Origin of the sequence: Streptomyces sp. NPDC005492 (assembly GCF_040605995.1) — a bacterium.
Lineage (GTDB): Bacteria > Actinomycetota > Actinomycetes > Streptomycetales > Streptomycetaceae > Streptomyces.
This window is the reverse complement of sequence record NZ_JBEXDX010000003.1, coordinates 305,536-320,245: the sequence shown is the minus strand read 5'-3', so window position 1 is coordinate 320,245 and position 14,710 is coordinate 305,536. Positions and strand designations below refer to the sequence as shown.

Sequence of the window (14,710 nt, the reverse complement as noted above, 5' to 3'; positions counted from 1 at the left end):
GGGGATGAGTACGGTTTGCTACGGCTTCCTGCTCATGTCATCGCTGTTATCGCTGTCGTCGCTGATGTCAGCGCTCCGAGGGGGAGTTCGAGGCGGACCTCCGTGCCGCTCGCGTGGCCGCCCCTGCCGATCCGGATGCGGGCGCCCACCGACGCCGCCCGCTCGACCATGCCGACCAGGCCGAAGTGGCCTGCTCTGCGGAGCTGTTCGAGGGTGGTGCCCGGGGGCAGGCCGCGGCCGTCGTCGTAGACGCTGATGCGGAGGAGGTTGTCGTGGACTCCGGCCCGTACGTCGACCTTGGTGGGGGCCGCGTGGCGGTGGGCGTTCTCCATCGCCTCCGTCGCGATGGTGAGGAGTTGGCGGGCCACGGCGGGCGGGACCGGGGGTACGCCGTGGTCGCCGGTGGGGCGGTAGGTGGTGGGGAGGCCCGTTCGGGTGTTGAAGTCCCTTGTGCGGGCGGCCAGTTCCACCAGGACGTCCGTTCCCTGGTCGGGGTCTGCCTCGCGGCGTAGGTCCGCCAGGAGTTCACGGGATTCCGCCGCCGCCCTGCGGGCCGAGCGGGCCACCAGTTCGGCCTGTTGTCTGATCAGGGTCGGGTTCATGCGGTCCGCGCCCGCCGAGCCCGCCAGGCCGTCCGCCGCGAGCGCCACGCCGTGCAGGGTCTTCGCCACCGAGTCGTGCAACTCGCGGGCCAGGCGCGCCCGTTCGGCCCCCACCGCCTCCGTCACGGCGAGCCGGGCCTGGACGGTCGTCAGGGCGGTCGTGGCCTCGCCGAAGCGGAGCATCAGGTTGCGCAGGGTGACCCCCACCGCGCCGGCGATGACGCACAGGCCGGGGAGCAGGAACGTCTGCGCCACGACCCGGTGGGCGTCGGCCGCGGCGGTCTGGGCCAGCAGCAGGATCAGGGCCTGGAGGCTCGCGAAGCAGCCGGCGCCCCGCCAGCCGTAGACGATGCCGGCGAGCAGCGGGGTGCAGACGCTGACGTAGGCGAGGGTGCTGGTGGGGCCCGCGGAGACCAGGAGCAGGGAGCCGAAGAGGGTGTCCAGGGCGAGGAGGGAGGGGTGGCGCAGGAGGAGGGGGCCGAAGCGTTCCCAGTCCCGGAAGAGGACGTAGGAGGCCATGAAGGTGACCACCACGGCCGCGCCCACCAGGCGGGTGGCGAGGCCCGGGTTGGCGTTGAGGAGGGCGGAGGGGGCGGCCAGAGCGATCATCGCGAGGCGGAAGCCGAAGACCTGCCTGCACATCGCCTGCAGGGCGCTGACCTGGATGGGGAGAGCGATCCGGTCGTCGGCGTCCGGGCCGGGTGCGGTGAGCGGCTCCGGTGGGGCGGGAGCGGGAGCGGCTTCGGCGGGCAACTGTTCCAGCTGTGGCTGGGCCGGTGGTCTCGGGACCCCGGGGAGCTTGGACCCTGCCGGTACCCAGCCCGGCGGCAGCGCGGGCGTGACCGTCGTGACCGGGATGTCCGACGCCCCCGAGCGCACATGGTCGGGGAGGACGGTGCCGGCCGGGGGTGTGGTGATCTCCGGCGGTTTCGGGCGCCGTCGCAGCAGTCCCGTCCGTTCACGTTCGTCCGTCGTCGCCATCGTTGAAGTCGCCCCCGTTCCCGTCTACTTGCCCGTGATCGTGCTGAAGTCCGTGCCGGAGCCGAGGAGCAGGCCCGCGCCGAGGAGGAGCATGGTGGCCGGGACCATGAAGGTCGTGATCATCATGGTGGCCTTGGGGACCGCCCTGGCGGCCTTGCGGCGGGCGTTCTGCGCGTCCGTGCGGCGCATGTCCTTCGCCAGGGCGACCAGGGTGTCGACGATCGGCGCGCCCAGTTCCTCGCCCTGCTGGAGTGCCGTGACGAACATCGCGACCTGCTCGCTGTCGTTGCGCCGCCGCAGCTCCGCGAAGGCGGCGCGGCGGCTCATGCCCAGGTCCATCTGGCGTAGGGTGATGCGGAGTTCGTCCGCCCAGGGGCCCTCGTACTTCGACGCGACGCGGTCGAGCGCCTGGCGGAAGCCGAGGCCGGCGCTCACCACCACCGCGAGGACGTCGAGGAAGTCGGGCAGGGTGCGTTCGATGACGTCCTTGCGGATGCGGATCGCCGACCAGATGCCGACCTCGGTCCAGAACGCGGCGAAGGCGAACAGGATGAGGGCGAGGAGGTAGTTCCCCTTCACCAGGAACACCAGGCCGCCGACTCCGCCGAGGAAGCCGTAGACCGCCCGCCGGGCCGCGTAGCGGTCGATGGTCAGGCCGCCCGGGTTGCCCGCGAGGTCGATCTTGCGGCGGTACTTGGCGACCTGCTTGGGGCCCATCAGGCGCAGGACCATGGGCGCGTAGCGCATGCCGAGGCGGTCGACGAGGGAGTCGACGGCGCCCGTGCGGGTCGAGCCGACCTCCAGGGCCAGCACCAGGTCGGTGGGGAGTTTCGCGTCCGCGCGGTACATGCGGATGCCCGCGAAGATGCCCCACACGCTGAGGCCCATGACCAGTCCGAGTACGAGTGCCATCAGGTCTCCTTCCTCAGACGTCGATGCGGGACAGGCGGCGGATGAGGACGAAGCCGACCGCGTACAGCCCGAAGGCGATGATCACGCAGCCCTGGCCGATCGGGGAGCCCGTCATCCGTTCCAGGGCACCGGGTTTGACGCTGTTCATCAGGAAGAGGGCACCTACGCCCATCACCGGAACGGCGTACGACGTCATGTTGACCTGGGAGAGCTGGGTGCGGACCTCGCGTCGGGTCTCCTTACGCTCCTCCAGGGTCTCGGTGAGGTTGCGCAGGGCGCTGACGACCTGGCCGCCAGCCCGGTTGGAGAGCACCAACGTCGTGACGAGGACGACGAGTTCGCGGGACGGCAGCCGGTCCGCCAGCTCGCTCAGCGCGTCGTCCATGGAGGCGCCGACCGCCAACTGGTTGGCGACCTTGCCGAGTTCCTCGCCTGCCGGTGCCTCCAGCTCCTCCGCGGCCATGCTGATCGAGGTGCGCAGCGCGAGGCCGGCGTGGGTGGCGTTGGCCATGATGCGGGCCAGCTCCGGGAGTTGGTTGATGAACTTCTCGATGCGCTTCTGGCGCTGCCAGTTGAGGAACTGGATCGCCACCCCGATGCCCAACAGCCCCGCTATGGGGCCGAAGAAGGGGGCCAGGGACGCCTGGCCGATCAGCCAGAGGGCCGCCACCGTGGCCATCATGTAGACGAAGAACTCGCCCGGGGTCATGTCCAACCCCGTTGCCGCGAGCCGCAGTTCGAGCTTCCGGCCGAGCCTGGTGCGGCGCAGCCGGCGGTCCAGGTTGCGGAAGCGGCGGGTGCGGCCCATCTGGATCTGGCCGGTCGACGACAGCCGGTCGACCAGGGCCGCGCGCTGCGCCTTGCCCATCGCGTAGGCGTGCAGACCGGCCACGCCCAGGACGCAGGTCAGCAGGGTGACGCCGGTGGTGAGCGTGACGATCGTCTGGAGTTCCATGGAGTCGGTCCCTACCTACTGGCTTCTCGGAGGGCTAGCTGTTCCGCGGTGTGGGCCACGCCGAAGGCCTGTGGGAGGGGCTGGCTCGCCATGTAGAGGCGGTCGGCGGTGCGCCGCGAGAGCGGGAAGTACTCGAAGGCGCCGTAGACCCGGCCGTCGGCGGAGATGGGCTGGGGGGTGAACCGGGCCACCGTCGCCAGCCGGTACGGCTCGCTGCCGTGGCTGTCGAGGAGGGCGATCTCGGTGATGCGGCGGGCGCCGTCGGTGAAGCGGGTGAGCTGGATGATGACGTCGATGGCGCTGTTGATCTGGTCGTGCAGCGCCTCGAAGGGGATCTCGACCTCGGACATGGACGCCAGGGTCTTCAGGCGCATCAGCGCGTCCTCGGCGCTGTTGGCGTGGACGGTGGCGAGGGAGCCGTCGTGGCCGGTGGACATCGCCTGGAGCATGTCGAGGGACTCGCCGCCGCGGACCTCACCGACCACGATCCGGTCGGGGCGCATCCGCAGCGAGTTGCGGACCAGGTCGCGGATGGTGACCTGGCCTTTGCCCTCGACGTTCGGGGGCCGTGCCTCCAGCCGGATCACATGCGACTGCTGGAGCTGGAGTTCGGCCGAGTCCTCGATGGTGATGATGCGTTCGGTCTCCGGGATCAGGCCGGAGAGCGCGTTGAGGAGGGTGGTCTTCCCGGTGCCCGTCGCGCCCGACACGATGATGTTGAACTTGGCGTGCACCAGGCCCGCGAGGAGATACAGCATGTGCTCGTCCAGCGAGCCGAAGCCGACCATCTCCTGGAGCGTGAAGGAGCGCGGGAAGCGGCGGATGGTGAGGGTCGCGCCGGTCAGCGAGAGCGGCGGGATGATCACGTTGACGCGCTCGCCGGACGGCAGCCGCGCGTCGACCATCGGATTCGACTCGTCCACCCGGCGGTTGACCGTCGACACGATCCGCTCGATGGTCTGCATGAGCTGGTCGTGGGAGGGGAAGCGGAGGGGCAACTGCTCGACGCGGCCGCCGCGTTCGACGAAGATCGCGTCCGGGCCGTTGACCATGATCTCGGTGATCGAGGCGTCTTCGAGGAGCGGTTCGAGGATGCCGAGGCCGAGCGCCTCGTCGACGACCCGGCGGATCAACTGGGAGCGCTCGACGGTCGAGAGGACCGGTCCCTCACGGCTGATGATGTGCCCGAGCACCCGCTCAAGCCGGGCCCTGCGCTCGGCGGCGGCCAGCGCGCTCATCTCCGCGAGGTCGATCTCCTCCAGGAGTTTGGCGCGGTAGGAGGCGACCATGTGGCCGTCCTCGCCCCGATGGCCGTTCTCCTCGGGATGGTTGACGCGTTCCCGCAGACCCATGAGTCCTGTGCTCCTTGCTCCGCGTTCAGTGGTCGAGCGGCATGGTGGCGGTCTTGTGGGCATCACCGAAGCCGTCGTAGCCGGGGAAGACGGACGGGATGTGGACGGTGGAGGTCACCTGAACCGAGTCCCCCAGATCCGCCCGGCTGCAACTGGTGCCGCTCGCCAGGAAACTGCTGACCGCGTTCCGGCAGTCCTGCTGGTAGTCCTGCTCCAGCGAGGCGCTCCGGGCCCCGGTCCTGGCCGCCGTACCGGCCTGCTGCGCGGCGAACGCGATCAGCCCGAGCTGGACACCCGCCAAGGCGACGAGGATCAGGATCGGGATGAACCCCAGGTATTCGACGGCTACTTGGCCACGGTCTCTCCTGCCGCTGGACATCTCAGTTCGTCGCCTCCTCGACCGCGCCCGCGTGACCGTGCACCTCGAAGGGGAAGGCGATCGAGCCCGGGAAGAGGACGGGCACCTTGAGGGTGACGTCGGCCGTGACGAACCCCGTGCCCCCGCAGGTCACCGTGGCGTCCCCCCTCCACGCGTCGGACAGGTCGTCCAGGCCCGCCTGTTGGCAGGCGGCCTGCCGCTCGCCCCGGGTGGCGGCCGTGCCCGCCCGCACCGCCTCGTCGGCAGCATTCCCCGCGAGCGTGTAGGTGTACCCCACCAGCACGAACTGCCACATCAGCACCAGCGTCACAATGATCAGCGGTGTCATGCCGAGGAACTCGATGGTGACCTGGCCCCGGTCCCGCCCGCGCGAGGACTTCACAGAAGCGATCACGGACATACGCATCCCCTCACTCCCTACGACGCCGGAAGCTCACCGAGCCGCGGTCGCCGCCGCCCCGTGACCGGCCGCCCCGCTGGGCGACTTCGGGCACCTTGACCAGTCCGAGTTCGCCCGCGAGACCCCACAGTGCCTGTTTGACCACGCTCTTGTTGTCGAGTTCGTGCAGGCGGCCCGCGTCCACCGCGCCCTGGAGTTCCTTGAAGTTGGCGGGGATCGCGGTGGCGGCGACCGCCGTGCCGGTGATCCGCTGGATCAGCGGGGGCTGGATCTCCGTACCGCGTGTGTGCCGGTTGACGACGATGGTCGTCTCCTCGGCCTTGCGGATCTGGAGCCGGTCCCACATGCGGACGGTGCGCTTCGCGGCGCGTACGGCGACCACGTCCGGGGTGGTGAACAGCAGGGCCGTGTCGGCCATTTCGACGGCCGCCGCGCTCGCGCCGCTCATCTGGGCGCCGCAGTCGATGACGACGACCTCGTAGCGGGAGCGCAGCGCGCTGACGATCTGGCGGGCGGAGCGGTCGGTGACCTCCTCGCCGCGTTCGCCCTCGCCGGGGGCGAGCAGCAGCGCGACCCCGGTGTCGTGCCGGAACACGGCGTCGGCCAGGACCCGCGGCGAGATGTCGGTGATCGCGGCGAGGTCGACGACCGAGCGGCGGAACTGGACGTCCAGGTAGGAGGCGATGTCACCGGTCTGGAGGTCCATGTCGACGAGCGCGGCGCTACGGCCCGACGCCTGTGCGGCGAGGGCGAGTTGGATCGCGGCGAGGGTGGCGCCGACCCCGCCCTTGGCGCCGCTGACCGTGACGACGGTGCCGCCGACGCCGGTGAACACATCGCCGCCGTGGCCCAGATGACGCCGTACGCCCACGGACCAGGCGGCGACCGCCTGGACCCGGTTGGCCAACTCCTCGTAGCTCAGCGGCAGGGCGATGAGACCGCGGGCGCCGGAGTCCATGGCGGCCTGGAAGAGGCCGGGGCTGGCGTCCGTGGTGACGAGGATGACGCCCACCGCGGGGAAGCGCAGCGCGACCTCGCGGACCAGTTCCAGGGCGGGGACGGGACCGATGCGCTCATGCACCACCACGACCTCGGGCAGCTCGTCGACGGACTCGGCGGCGAGCCGGGCCAGGGTGTCGATGAGCTGGGTCGAGTCGGCCACCGGGGCCACCGGGTCGGCGTCCGGGAGCTGGCTGAGCAGGGTCGTGATGGCGCGGATGGCATCCGCGTCACCGACCGCCGGGAGAATCCTGGTGGGCATGCGGGCCTCTCACTTGTCCTTCGCGAGTTCGTACGTCCGGTCCTGCTCGGGCACGGTCGTATCACTGCCGGGCGCCACCAGCGCGAGCCGCACCCGCTCGGCGAACGACTCGGCGTAGGTGATCCGCTGGGCGTCGAGCGTGGTCAGCGCGAAGGTGATCGGGACGGCGTCGGTGGACTGCTGCTGGTTGCGGTCGCTGCTGTTGCCCGGGTCCAGCGCGGTGATGTGGCCGACGTCGATGACCTTCGCGTTGGTGACGATGATCTTGGACTGGTCGGGATCACCCTCTTTGGCGCCCGCGAAGGTGGCGTACACGTTGACCGTGGAGCCCGGGGTGATCTTGCCGGCGACGCCGGTCGCCGCGTCGATCATGATGGCGACCTCCTGCTGCCCGGGCTGCAGGGCCGGCTGGTCCACGATCATGTCGCTCTGCAGCAGGGAGCCCTTGCGCAGGGTGGTCACCGCGATCTTGCCCGAGATCTGCCGGAGGTCCGTCACGGCGTTGTCCGAGAGCCACCGTTTGGGCATCTCGATCTTCTCGAACTGGCCGGCGCTGAGGGCCGTGTAGGGCGCCACGTTGTTCTTGACCTGGTAGGCGGCGACCTCGGGGCCCACCTTGGACTTCACGTCGCTGATGACGGAGAGGACGCCGGCGAACGCGCCGAGGGCGCACAGGACCGACAGGAGCAGGAGTATCACGCCGCGGCGCTGACGGGAGTTCATGAACCGTACAACCTCATTGGGGATATCGGTCGAGCGGAAATGAGCGGATCGAGCGAGATCGAGCGGGATGGAGCGAGATCAAGCAGATCGTGTGCTGTAAGCGTGTCCTGTGAGTTGAGGACTTATCCGGCGGGTGTTTGGTTCTCGTGAACGGGTGGTGTCGCCGAGCAGAAGACACAACGGTCGCCGATGACGTCGATACCGCACCAATGGCACACGGACTGCCGTACCGAGGTGACCAGTTGGTAGAGCACCGACAGGTCGGGCAGATAGGTGCAGAACTCGATCAGCCTGCCCGTGCCCCACCAACTCGCCGACTCGGCGGGCAGGGTGGCCTCGCGCAGCCCCATCACGTTCCACGCCGGGGCGAGGGTGGTGCCGATCCAGTCGGACTGCAACTGGCCCTTGGCGACCAGCATCCAGGTGCCGAACTCCGGGCCTTCGAGGGTGACTCCGGGGCCGATCCGGACGAGCTGGGGCGTGGGGTGGGCCAGCACCGCGAACTGGCTGCCGGGCACCCAGGACTTGGCGTGCGACCTGAGGCCCACGGGGACCCGGTCCAGCTTGGCGACCGAGCCGAGGACCGCGCCGGCGTGGATGTAGTGCGTGAGCAGCCGGCCGGCCGAGGCGAGCACTCCGGGGCTGAGGTCGCAGGACGCGAGCTGCCTCAACTGGCGGGCCAGTACGGCGAGTCCGAGCGGGGGGAGATGCGGACGGAACAGGGCGATCCGGTCGCTCTCCAGGATGGACCGGATGGTGTGCAGCCGTCGGTCCACGCCTTCGGACACGGCCTGCGAGGACACGACGACGACATGCCCGTGCTGGTCGATGAGGGCCTGCATCTCCGACAGCGCCTGGTCCAGCGGTCGTTGATCCAGGTCCCGCAGGACGACGGCGGGCAGGGTCCGTTCGTCCTGTGGTGGCAGCGCCATGTCGGCGCTGGTCACGGCAATGGCAGTTGGCACGCGCAGCTCCCCGTCTCACGCCTGTCGGCTTGCCGGTATTACTCCGGCACACCGAGTCGACTTCATTGCGTGACTACCTCAGCACTGTAACCACGCCCCAGTGACCGGAGAACAGCGTTTGTGCAGCCGTACCGCAACTGTCATCGCGCACAACACGTCAAAACGGGGCAGGTCGAGCAGTTGATCGGGGGCCGGATACCGAAACCCGTGCGGGGGAAGTTGGTCTGGACCTCTTGACAGCGCAATTGGTCTGGACCAACTCTGGACTCCAGCGGTGGCCACCGTCCCCAGTCCCCTCCAACTCCCCCACCGGAGGCATCAGTGGACCGCGCATCAGGCAAGCTCAGCAGAAACAGACGCCTGTGGGCCGGGGTCGCCATGGCCGCCCTGGCTCTCTCCTTCGCGGGCACCGGCCAGGCGTCCGCCGCCGACATCAACAACGCGAAGAACTCCGGCTTCGAGTCTGGCCTGACCAACTGGACCTGTACGGCGGGCAGCGGCACGACCGTCTCCTCCCCGGTGCACAGCGGCGCGTCCGCGCTGAAGGGCACCCCGGCCGGGCAGGACAACGCCCAGTGCACCCAGTCGGTCGCGGTCAAGCCCAACTCGACGTACACGCTGAGCGCTTGGGTGCAGGGCGGCTACTCCTACCTCGGCGTGACGGGCACCGGCACGACGGACGTGTCGACGTGGACCCCCGACACCTCGGCCTGGAAGCAACTGTCGACGACGTTCACGACGGGCGCCTCGACCACCTCCGTCACGGTGTACACGCACGGCTGGTACGGACAGGCCGCCTACTACGCGGACGACATCTCGGTCTACGGCCCGGACGGCGGCGGTGGCGGCGACCCCGCGCCGACGGTCCCGGCGACACCGACGGGTCTGACGGTCGCGTCCACGACGTCCTCGTCGGTCTCCCTGGCCTGGAGCGCGGTCTCGGGAGCCACCGGCTACAACGTCTACCGCGACGGCGCGAAGATCACGGCGGTGACCGGAACGTCCGCCACGCTGACGGGACTTACGGCCTCCACCTCCTACTCCTTCCAGGTCACGGCGACCAACTCGGCCGGTGAGTCGGGGAAGTCGACGGCGGTGACGGGCACGACGACGGCCACGGGCGGCAACGGCGGCACCGCTCTGCCCAAGCACGCGGTGACCGGCTACTGGCAGAACTTCAACAACGGCGCGACCGTGCAGAAGCTCTCGGCCGTCTCCTCCCAGTACGACATCATCGCGGTGGCCTTCGCGGACGCGACCTCGACTCCGGGCGCGGTCTCCTTCACGCTCGACTCGGCCGGCCTCGGCGGCTACACGGTCGACCAGTTCAAGGCGGACATCGCCGCCAAGCACGCGGCCGGCAAGAAGGTCGTCATCTCGATCGGCGGCCAGAACGGCACGATCTCGGTGAGCGACTCGACGTCGGCGACGAACTTCGCCAACTCGGTCTACTCGCTGATGCAGACGTACGGCTTCGACGGCGTCGACATCGACCTGGAGAACGGTCTCAACGCGACCTATATGACACAGGCGTTGAGGTCCCTGTCGGCGAAGGCGGGCTCGTCGTTCATCCTCACGATGGCTCCGCAGACGATCGACATGCAGTCGACGTCGAACTCGTACTTCCAGACGGCCCTGAACGTGAAGGACATCCTCACGGTCGTCAACATGCAGTACTACAACAGCGGCACGATGCTGGGCTGCGACGGCAAGGTCTACGGCCAGGGCACGGTCGACTTCCTGACGGCCCTCGCCTGCATCCAGTTGCAGGGCGGCCTGGCCCCGTCGCAGGTGGGCCTCGGCCTGCCGGCCTCGACCAGCGCGGCGGGCAGCGGCTATGTCTCGCCGACCATCGTGAACAACGCCCTCGACTGCCTGACGGCCGGCACCAACTGCGGCACCTTCAAGCCGTCGAAGACCTATCCCGACCTGCGGGGCGCGATGACGTGGTCGACGAACTGGGATGCGGCCGCGGGCAGTTCGTGGTCGAACTCGGTGGGGGCGCATGTGCACGCGCTGCCGTAGGAATTGAGTCGAATTGATTCGATTCGCGAGTCGGGGTGGCGCCCCTGCCCACGGTGACATGGGTGGGGGCGCCGTTGGCCGCCGGAGCCGGTCAGAAGTGTTCGATCTCTTCGCCGTCCGGGATCTTGTAGCAGCCGGATACGACGTCCATGTCCAGCTTCGGAGGATCATTCTTCGGCATCTTAACGATATGTACGCCAGCCTTTATCTTGTCGTTGTCGGCAGTCATGCTGATGTTCTTGTTCTTGCTGGTGTCCGGCCCATAATTGACGATCTTCCACCCGTGCTTCGGCAGTTCCGTCTTCAGCTGCTCCAATGCCTCGTCGAGGTCGCCAGCCGAGGCGGGGTAAAAGCTCCACGGGTGAAGAATTTGAAAGTACGTCTCACGATCCTTGTTTGGACACTCCGCGACTGTCGGACGGTTGTCGGATGCCTTCCCTTTGACGCCGACCAGATCGTAGATACCGCTGGACACCTTTTCCATCGCGTCGGAGGCGTCACGCGAGGTGCTCGTGCCTGCGGACTTGATTTCATCAGAGTCTTTGTCAGTCATGCTGCATCCGGTGAGGGTGATGAGGGTAATGGATACGGTGAGCGCGAGAGGGCTCAGTCGGGTCTTCACGTCAAGGTGCCTTACGTCGTCGGACTGGTCCTACTTCACATGCGCCCACGGGTCGGGCGGCGGCTTCAGTTCCGCGTCATCGCCCTTTCCGACGATGACAAGGGCCTGATTGCGCAGGCTCGTGGAGCCCACGTTCCAGTAGCCGCCATGCCCCTCGGTGTCCGTGGTCATCTGGTTGGCGCCGAATCCCGGGTCGCTGGGAATGATGTAACGATCCCCGCCAAGCCCCCAGCGGCCGATGTCCGGAACCGGGTCTCCGTCGGCCTCCTCGTTCCACACATGCCCCCTGGGCACGTCCATCTCCTCGGCATCGGACACCTTGACCCCGGGACTGCCCGCGAAGACGATATCGTCGGCGTTGAGCTGCCCTGTCTCGGCCGCGGCACCGACAAGGGTCGTCCCGTACGAGTGGGCGATCACGGTGGTATGTGCCGGGGAATCGCCGGTATGCGATGCGTCGAGTCCGTCCATGAAATCGCGGAATGCCGGAGCACCGTCGTATGCGTAGTGCTCGAACGGTGCGTCCTTGACGACGCTGTCAGGTGCGTCGTAGCCGAGCCAGGTAATCGTGGAAACGGATTGTCCATCGGCATCTCGATCGGCTGTCTGCCACGTGCTGACCATCCGGTCGATGTTCCCCCCGATACTCCCCAGATCCGACGTAGTCCCCGGAACATAGACCGCCGTGTGATCCGCGGTATCCGGATTCCCGTTGGCGACGATCGCGCGGCCGTCTCCCTCGGCACTGAATCCCAACAGGTACGCCTCCGGAAGTCCGTTCGTACCGGTCGCATCGAAACGTGTCTGGATCGCGTCCATCCCGTCAAGGGACTTGCGAGCGTTCTTCCGCGCCGCGTCCCAGTCCTTCCAGGCCTGCGTCTCCATGTTGACGCCCTTCATCACAGTCCCGGTGTAGGGGTCGATGTAGGTCTGGAAACGCTCGGGTTCCGGATGCTGCTTCAGCCAGGTGCTGTACTCGCCCTGCGCGACACCGTGGGCCTCCGCGAGCACCATGCGGTTCGCCTCGTCCCGGACCGGGGACGGCAGTCCGTCGAGCGCGCCCACGGAGTCGGGGTGCAGGGAGACCCACGCGGCCTGCTGCTCCGGGGTCAGTGTCTTCCACCACTCCGCGTTGGCTTTCGGGCTGCCGTCCTTGGGAGGTTGCGGCAGCGAGTCGAGGTACTCCTTGCCCGCCGCCTGCACCCCCTTGGCGTCCGAGGCGGTGTCGGCCCAGTCCCCGTCGGAGACGGTCTGGTCGTCGTCCGCCTGCAACGCCCGCAGTTTCGGCGCCCACTCCACATCGGCCGCCGTCGCCTCCTTGAGGGCAGCGGCGATACGGTCCGCGCAATCCTGCGCGAGGCGGTGATGGGGGTTGGGGTCGACGTTGGCAGCCTGACGGCCGATGGCGGCGGCCGTGCCGTCGGTCAGGCCGCTCGCCGTGCCGCCCACGGGCGTCGTGCCGTCCTCGCCCTTCTCTCCGCCCGGCGGATAGGTGACCGAGCCGTCGGCGTTCACGGTGAGATGTGCCGCCTGGGCATCTTCGACGGCCGCGTCGAGCTTCCTCTTGGCCGCCGCCATCTCGTAGGCGAACGCGTCGAGAGCCGTGCCGACGAGACCGCATTCGATCTGGACGTAGTGGAAGTTCTTTCCCAGCTCCGTCAGTTGGACGATCGCCGCGTCCGATGCCTCGCCCTTCAGGGACTTCCGCATGGCCGCGGCTATCCGGGTCTCGATGTTGTCCTTGGCCTTGCTCGCCATGTCGGCGGTGGTGCGGTATCCGTCGGCCGCTTCCGTGTACTCGGCCTGGCGGAACGCTCTGAGTGTCGCGAGGTCCATGGCTTCCGGTCACCGCCCCTCGTCCTGGCCGCCGACAGCGGGCGTGTCGCCGTACTCCACCTTCAGGTTGCCGACCTCGACCATGATCGACTCATCGGTCCGCAGTAGGGCACTTCCCGCTCCCTGCAACAGATCCGCCAGCTTTTCACACCGGCCGCGCATATCCTTGACGTAGCGCTGCCAGGAGTCGTGGACCAGTTTCTGGGCGCTGGCGGTCTGGCAGCCGAAGTCCGCGCCGAGGCCTTCCTGACCGTCCGAGAGCGCCGTCAACGCCTTGTCGATGCCCTCACGGAGTGAGCCGACGTCCTGGCCGGCCTTGGACCAGACGGGCCTGTGCGACACCAGGGTGCCCGTGCCACCACCAGGGTCGTCTGGTACATGGTTCAGCTGCATCTGCGCGGAACTCCGCTCGACCGCCGCGGCCTTGAGCTGCTCCCACTCGTCCCACGCCATGCGCGGCTCCCCCCCCCCGTTTCCCGTCGTACGCCGTGGAGTCGTCGGTTTCCGTGGGCCCCCGCGACGCCGTGGCGTTCGAGTCGTACGGTAATACCCCTGCCTCTGCCGCCCCATCCGTTCCGGCTACCACGGGCTCTGAGTATCCGTACTCAGGCTGAATCCGTACTCAGGTGAAATCCGGTCCTAGGCCGAACCATGGGCACTCACCTCGTCCCGTACGCCGCCGCACCCTCCCTCGGCAGCGTCGCCCACATCCGCGTCCCGCCGCCCGGTTCGCGTGACTCACCGAAGCCCCAACTGCCGTCGCAGGCACGGCAGACGCAGTCAAGGACCCGGAGGGCCGCGCGGCGGCGGGTGTCGCAGGCCGTGGCGAGGCGGGGTTGGGTGTGGCGGGGGTGGCTGTCGTAGGCGGTCAGGCGGAGGGCGGACGCGCGGTAGCGGAGGGAGAGGTAGACGTTCGTGGATTCGGCGAACTGGGCTGCGGTCGCCGCGAGTTCACCGACCGCTGCAGCGCCGGGTCCAGCAGGTCATGCAGGTTGTGCGCCTTGAGGATCTCCCGCGTCGCCGCCCTCGCGAGGGCCGGGCTGGCCAGGGCCGCAGGGAGCGTAAGGCTGTAGGCGAGGGTTTCGCGGATGGGTGGGGTGGGGTCTGCCGTGAAGGTGGGGGCAACGGGGCATGGGCGAGGCTCCGTTTCTGTGGGTACGGCGATGGGGTTCGCGTCGGCGGCTTTCGGTGGCCTGTCTCCCTGGCGCGGGCCCGCCCCTCCGAGGGCAGAAGGTTGCGGGCAGGCCCGCGCGATGCGCTTCCGACTGCCGTGGGTAGCTCGTTCATTAGCGTACGGCTGCCGGCATGACCGGCGAGTACGCGGCGGGGCTGCTCGGCGTGGATCGCGGCAAGATCTCCAACATCGAGTCGGGCACACGAGCCATCAGCCCCGAACGGCTGCGCACCCTGGCCTGCAACTGCGACTGCGACGACGAGGCGTACCTCGACGCCTTGGTCGAGATGGCCCAACCCACCCAGCGGGGGCTGGTGGGAGAAGTACCGGGGCAGCCTTCCCGCCGGAATCCTCGATATCGCAGAGTTGGAACACCACGCCGTACGTATCCGCAGCGTGCACCTGATCCACATGCCGGGGCTGCTTCAATCCAGCGACCATGCCCAAGCCGTCTTCAAGGCGGCACTGCCGCCGTTGCCCGAGCACGAGGTCGCCCTCAGGCTCGCACACCGGCGGTCGGAGT

13 protein-coding genes and 2 pseudogenes are annotated in these 14,710 nt (G+C 68.6%); 2 read left to right on the top strand and 13 right to left on the bottom strand.

Going from position 1 to position 14,710, the window contains the following annotated elements; genetic code table 11:
* Positions 1-32: 32 nt before the first annotated feature.
* The 9 genes from ABZT04_RS06585 to ABZT04_RS06545 all read right to left on the bottom strand — a co-directional run bounded on the left by ABZT04_RS06585 (position 33) and on the right by ABZT04_RS06545 (position 8,497).
* On the bottom strand, positions 33-1,583 hold the full coding sequence (locus tag ABZT04_RS06585) for a histidine kinase (RefSeq protein WP_356053642.1): 1,551 nt from the start codon (positions 1,581-1,583) through the stop codon (positions 33-35).
* Between the two features lie 24 nt (positions 1,584-1,607).
* Positions 1,608-2,495, bottom strand: coding sequence for a DUF5936 domain-containing protein (locus tag ABZT04_RS06580; protein WP_356053640.1), 888 nt, complete (start codon positions 2,493-2,495; stop codon positions 1,608-1,610).
* A gap of 13 nt (positions 2,496-2,508) precedes the next feature.
* Entirely contained in the window at positions 2,509-3,450 is a 942-nt protein-coding gene (locus ABZT04_RS06575; protein ID WP_356053638.1) for a type II secretion system F family protein, read from the bottom strand.
* An 11-nt stretch (positions 3,451-3,461) separates the two neighbouring features.
* Complete coding sequence (locus tag ABZT04_RS06570) at positions 3,462-4,802, bottom strand: CpaF family protein (RefSeq protein WP_355903502.1); 1,341 nt, start codon at positions 4,800-4,802, stop codon at positions 3,462-3,464.
* Positions 4,803-4,827: 25 nt separating this feature from the next.
* Positions 4,828-5,181: a TadE family protein gene (locus ABZT04_RS06565; RefSeq protein ID WP_356053636.1), complete on the bottom strand. Its 354-nt coding sequence runs from the start codon at positions 5,179-5,181 to the stop codon at positions 4,828-4,830.
* 1 nt (position 5,182) lies between these two features.
* Positions 5,183-5,587, bottom strand: a complete 405-nt coding sequence (locus ABZT04_RS06560; RefSeq protein ID WP_356053634.1) for a TadE family protein — start codon at positions 5,585-5,587, stop codon at positions 5,183-5,185.
* A gap of 4 nt (positions 5,588-5,591) precedes the next feature.
* Complete coding sequence (locus ABZT04_RS06555) at positions 5,592-6,842, bottom strand: AAA family ATPase (RefSeq protein WP_355903494.1); 1,251 nt, start codon at positions 6,840-6,842, stop codon at positions 5,592-5,594.
* A 9-nt stretch (positions 6,843-6,851) separates the two neighbouring features.
* The gene (cpaB, locus tag ABZT04_RS06550; protein WP_356053632.1) at positions 6,852-7,565 is read right to left on the bottom strand and encodes a Flp pilus assembly protein CpaB; all 714 of its coding nucleotides are present in this window, start codon (positions 7,563-7,565) and stop codon (positions 6,852-6,854) included.
* A 122-nt stretch (positions 7,566-7,687) separates the two neighbouring features.
* Positions 7,688-8,497, bottom strand: a complete 810-nt coding sequence (locus tag ABZT04_RS06545; RefSeq protein ID WP_356053856.1) for a hypothetical protein — start codon at positions 8,495-8,497, stop codon at positions 7,688-7,690.
* Positions 8,498-8,908: 411 nt separating this feature from the next.
* On the opposite strand from ABZT04_RS06545, the gene ABZT04_RS06540 reads away from it, so the two are divergent.
* Complete coding sequence (locus ABZT04_RS06540) at positions 8,909-10,555, top strand: glycoside hydrolase family 18 protein (protein WP_356053854.1); 1,647 nt, start codon at positions 8,909-8,911, stop codon at positions 10,553-10,555.
* Positions 10,556-10,646: 91 nt separating this feature from the next.
* Here the strand turns inward: ABZT04_RS06540 and ABZT04_RS06535 are convergent, their stop codons facing one another.
* The 4 genes and pseudogenes from ABZT04_RS06535 to ABZT04_RS06520 all read right to left on the bottom strand — a co-directional run bounded on the left by ABZT04_RS06535 (position 10,647) and on the right by ABZT04_RS06520 (position 14,103).
* Positions 10,647-11,177: a hypothetical protein gene (locus ABZT04_RS06535; RefSeq protein WP_356053630.1), complete on the bottom strand. Its 531-nt coding sequence runs from the start codon at positions 11,175-11,177 to the stop codon at positions 10,647-10,649.
* A gap of 30 nt (positions 11,178-11,207) precedes the next feature.
* Positions 11,208-13,013, bottom strand: coding sequence for an alpha/beta hydrolase (locus ABZT04_RS06530; RefSeq protein WP_356053628.1), 1,806 nt, complete (start codon positions 13,011-13,013; stop codon positions 11,208-11,210).
* Between the two features lie 9 nt (positions 13,014-13,022).
* Positions 13,023-13,466, bottom strand: coding sequence for a hypothetical protein (locus ABZT04_RS06525; protein WP_356053626.1), 444 nt, complete (start codon positions 13,464-13,466; stop codon positions 13,023-13,025).
* A gap of 206 nt (positions 13,467-13,672) precedes the next feature.
* Positions 13,673-14,103: pseudogene (locus tag ABZT04_RS06520) on the bottom strand (ATP-binding protein).
* Positions 14,104-14,318: 215 nt separating this feature from the next.
* Here ABZT04_RS06520 and ABZT04_RS06515 point away from each other — a divergent pair.
* Positions 14,319-14,700, top strand: a pseudogene (locus tag ABZT04_RS06515) (Scr1 family TA system antitoxin-like transcriptional regulator); the annotation flags it as partial.
* Between the last annotated feature and the right edge of the window lie 10 nt (positions 14,701-14,710).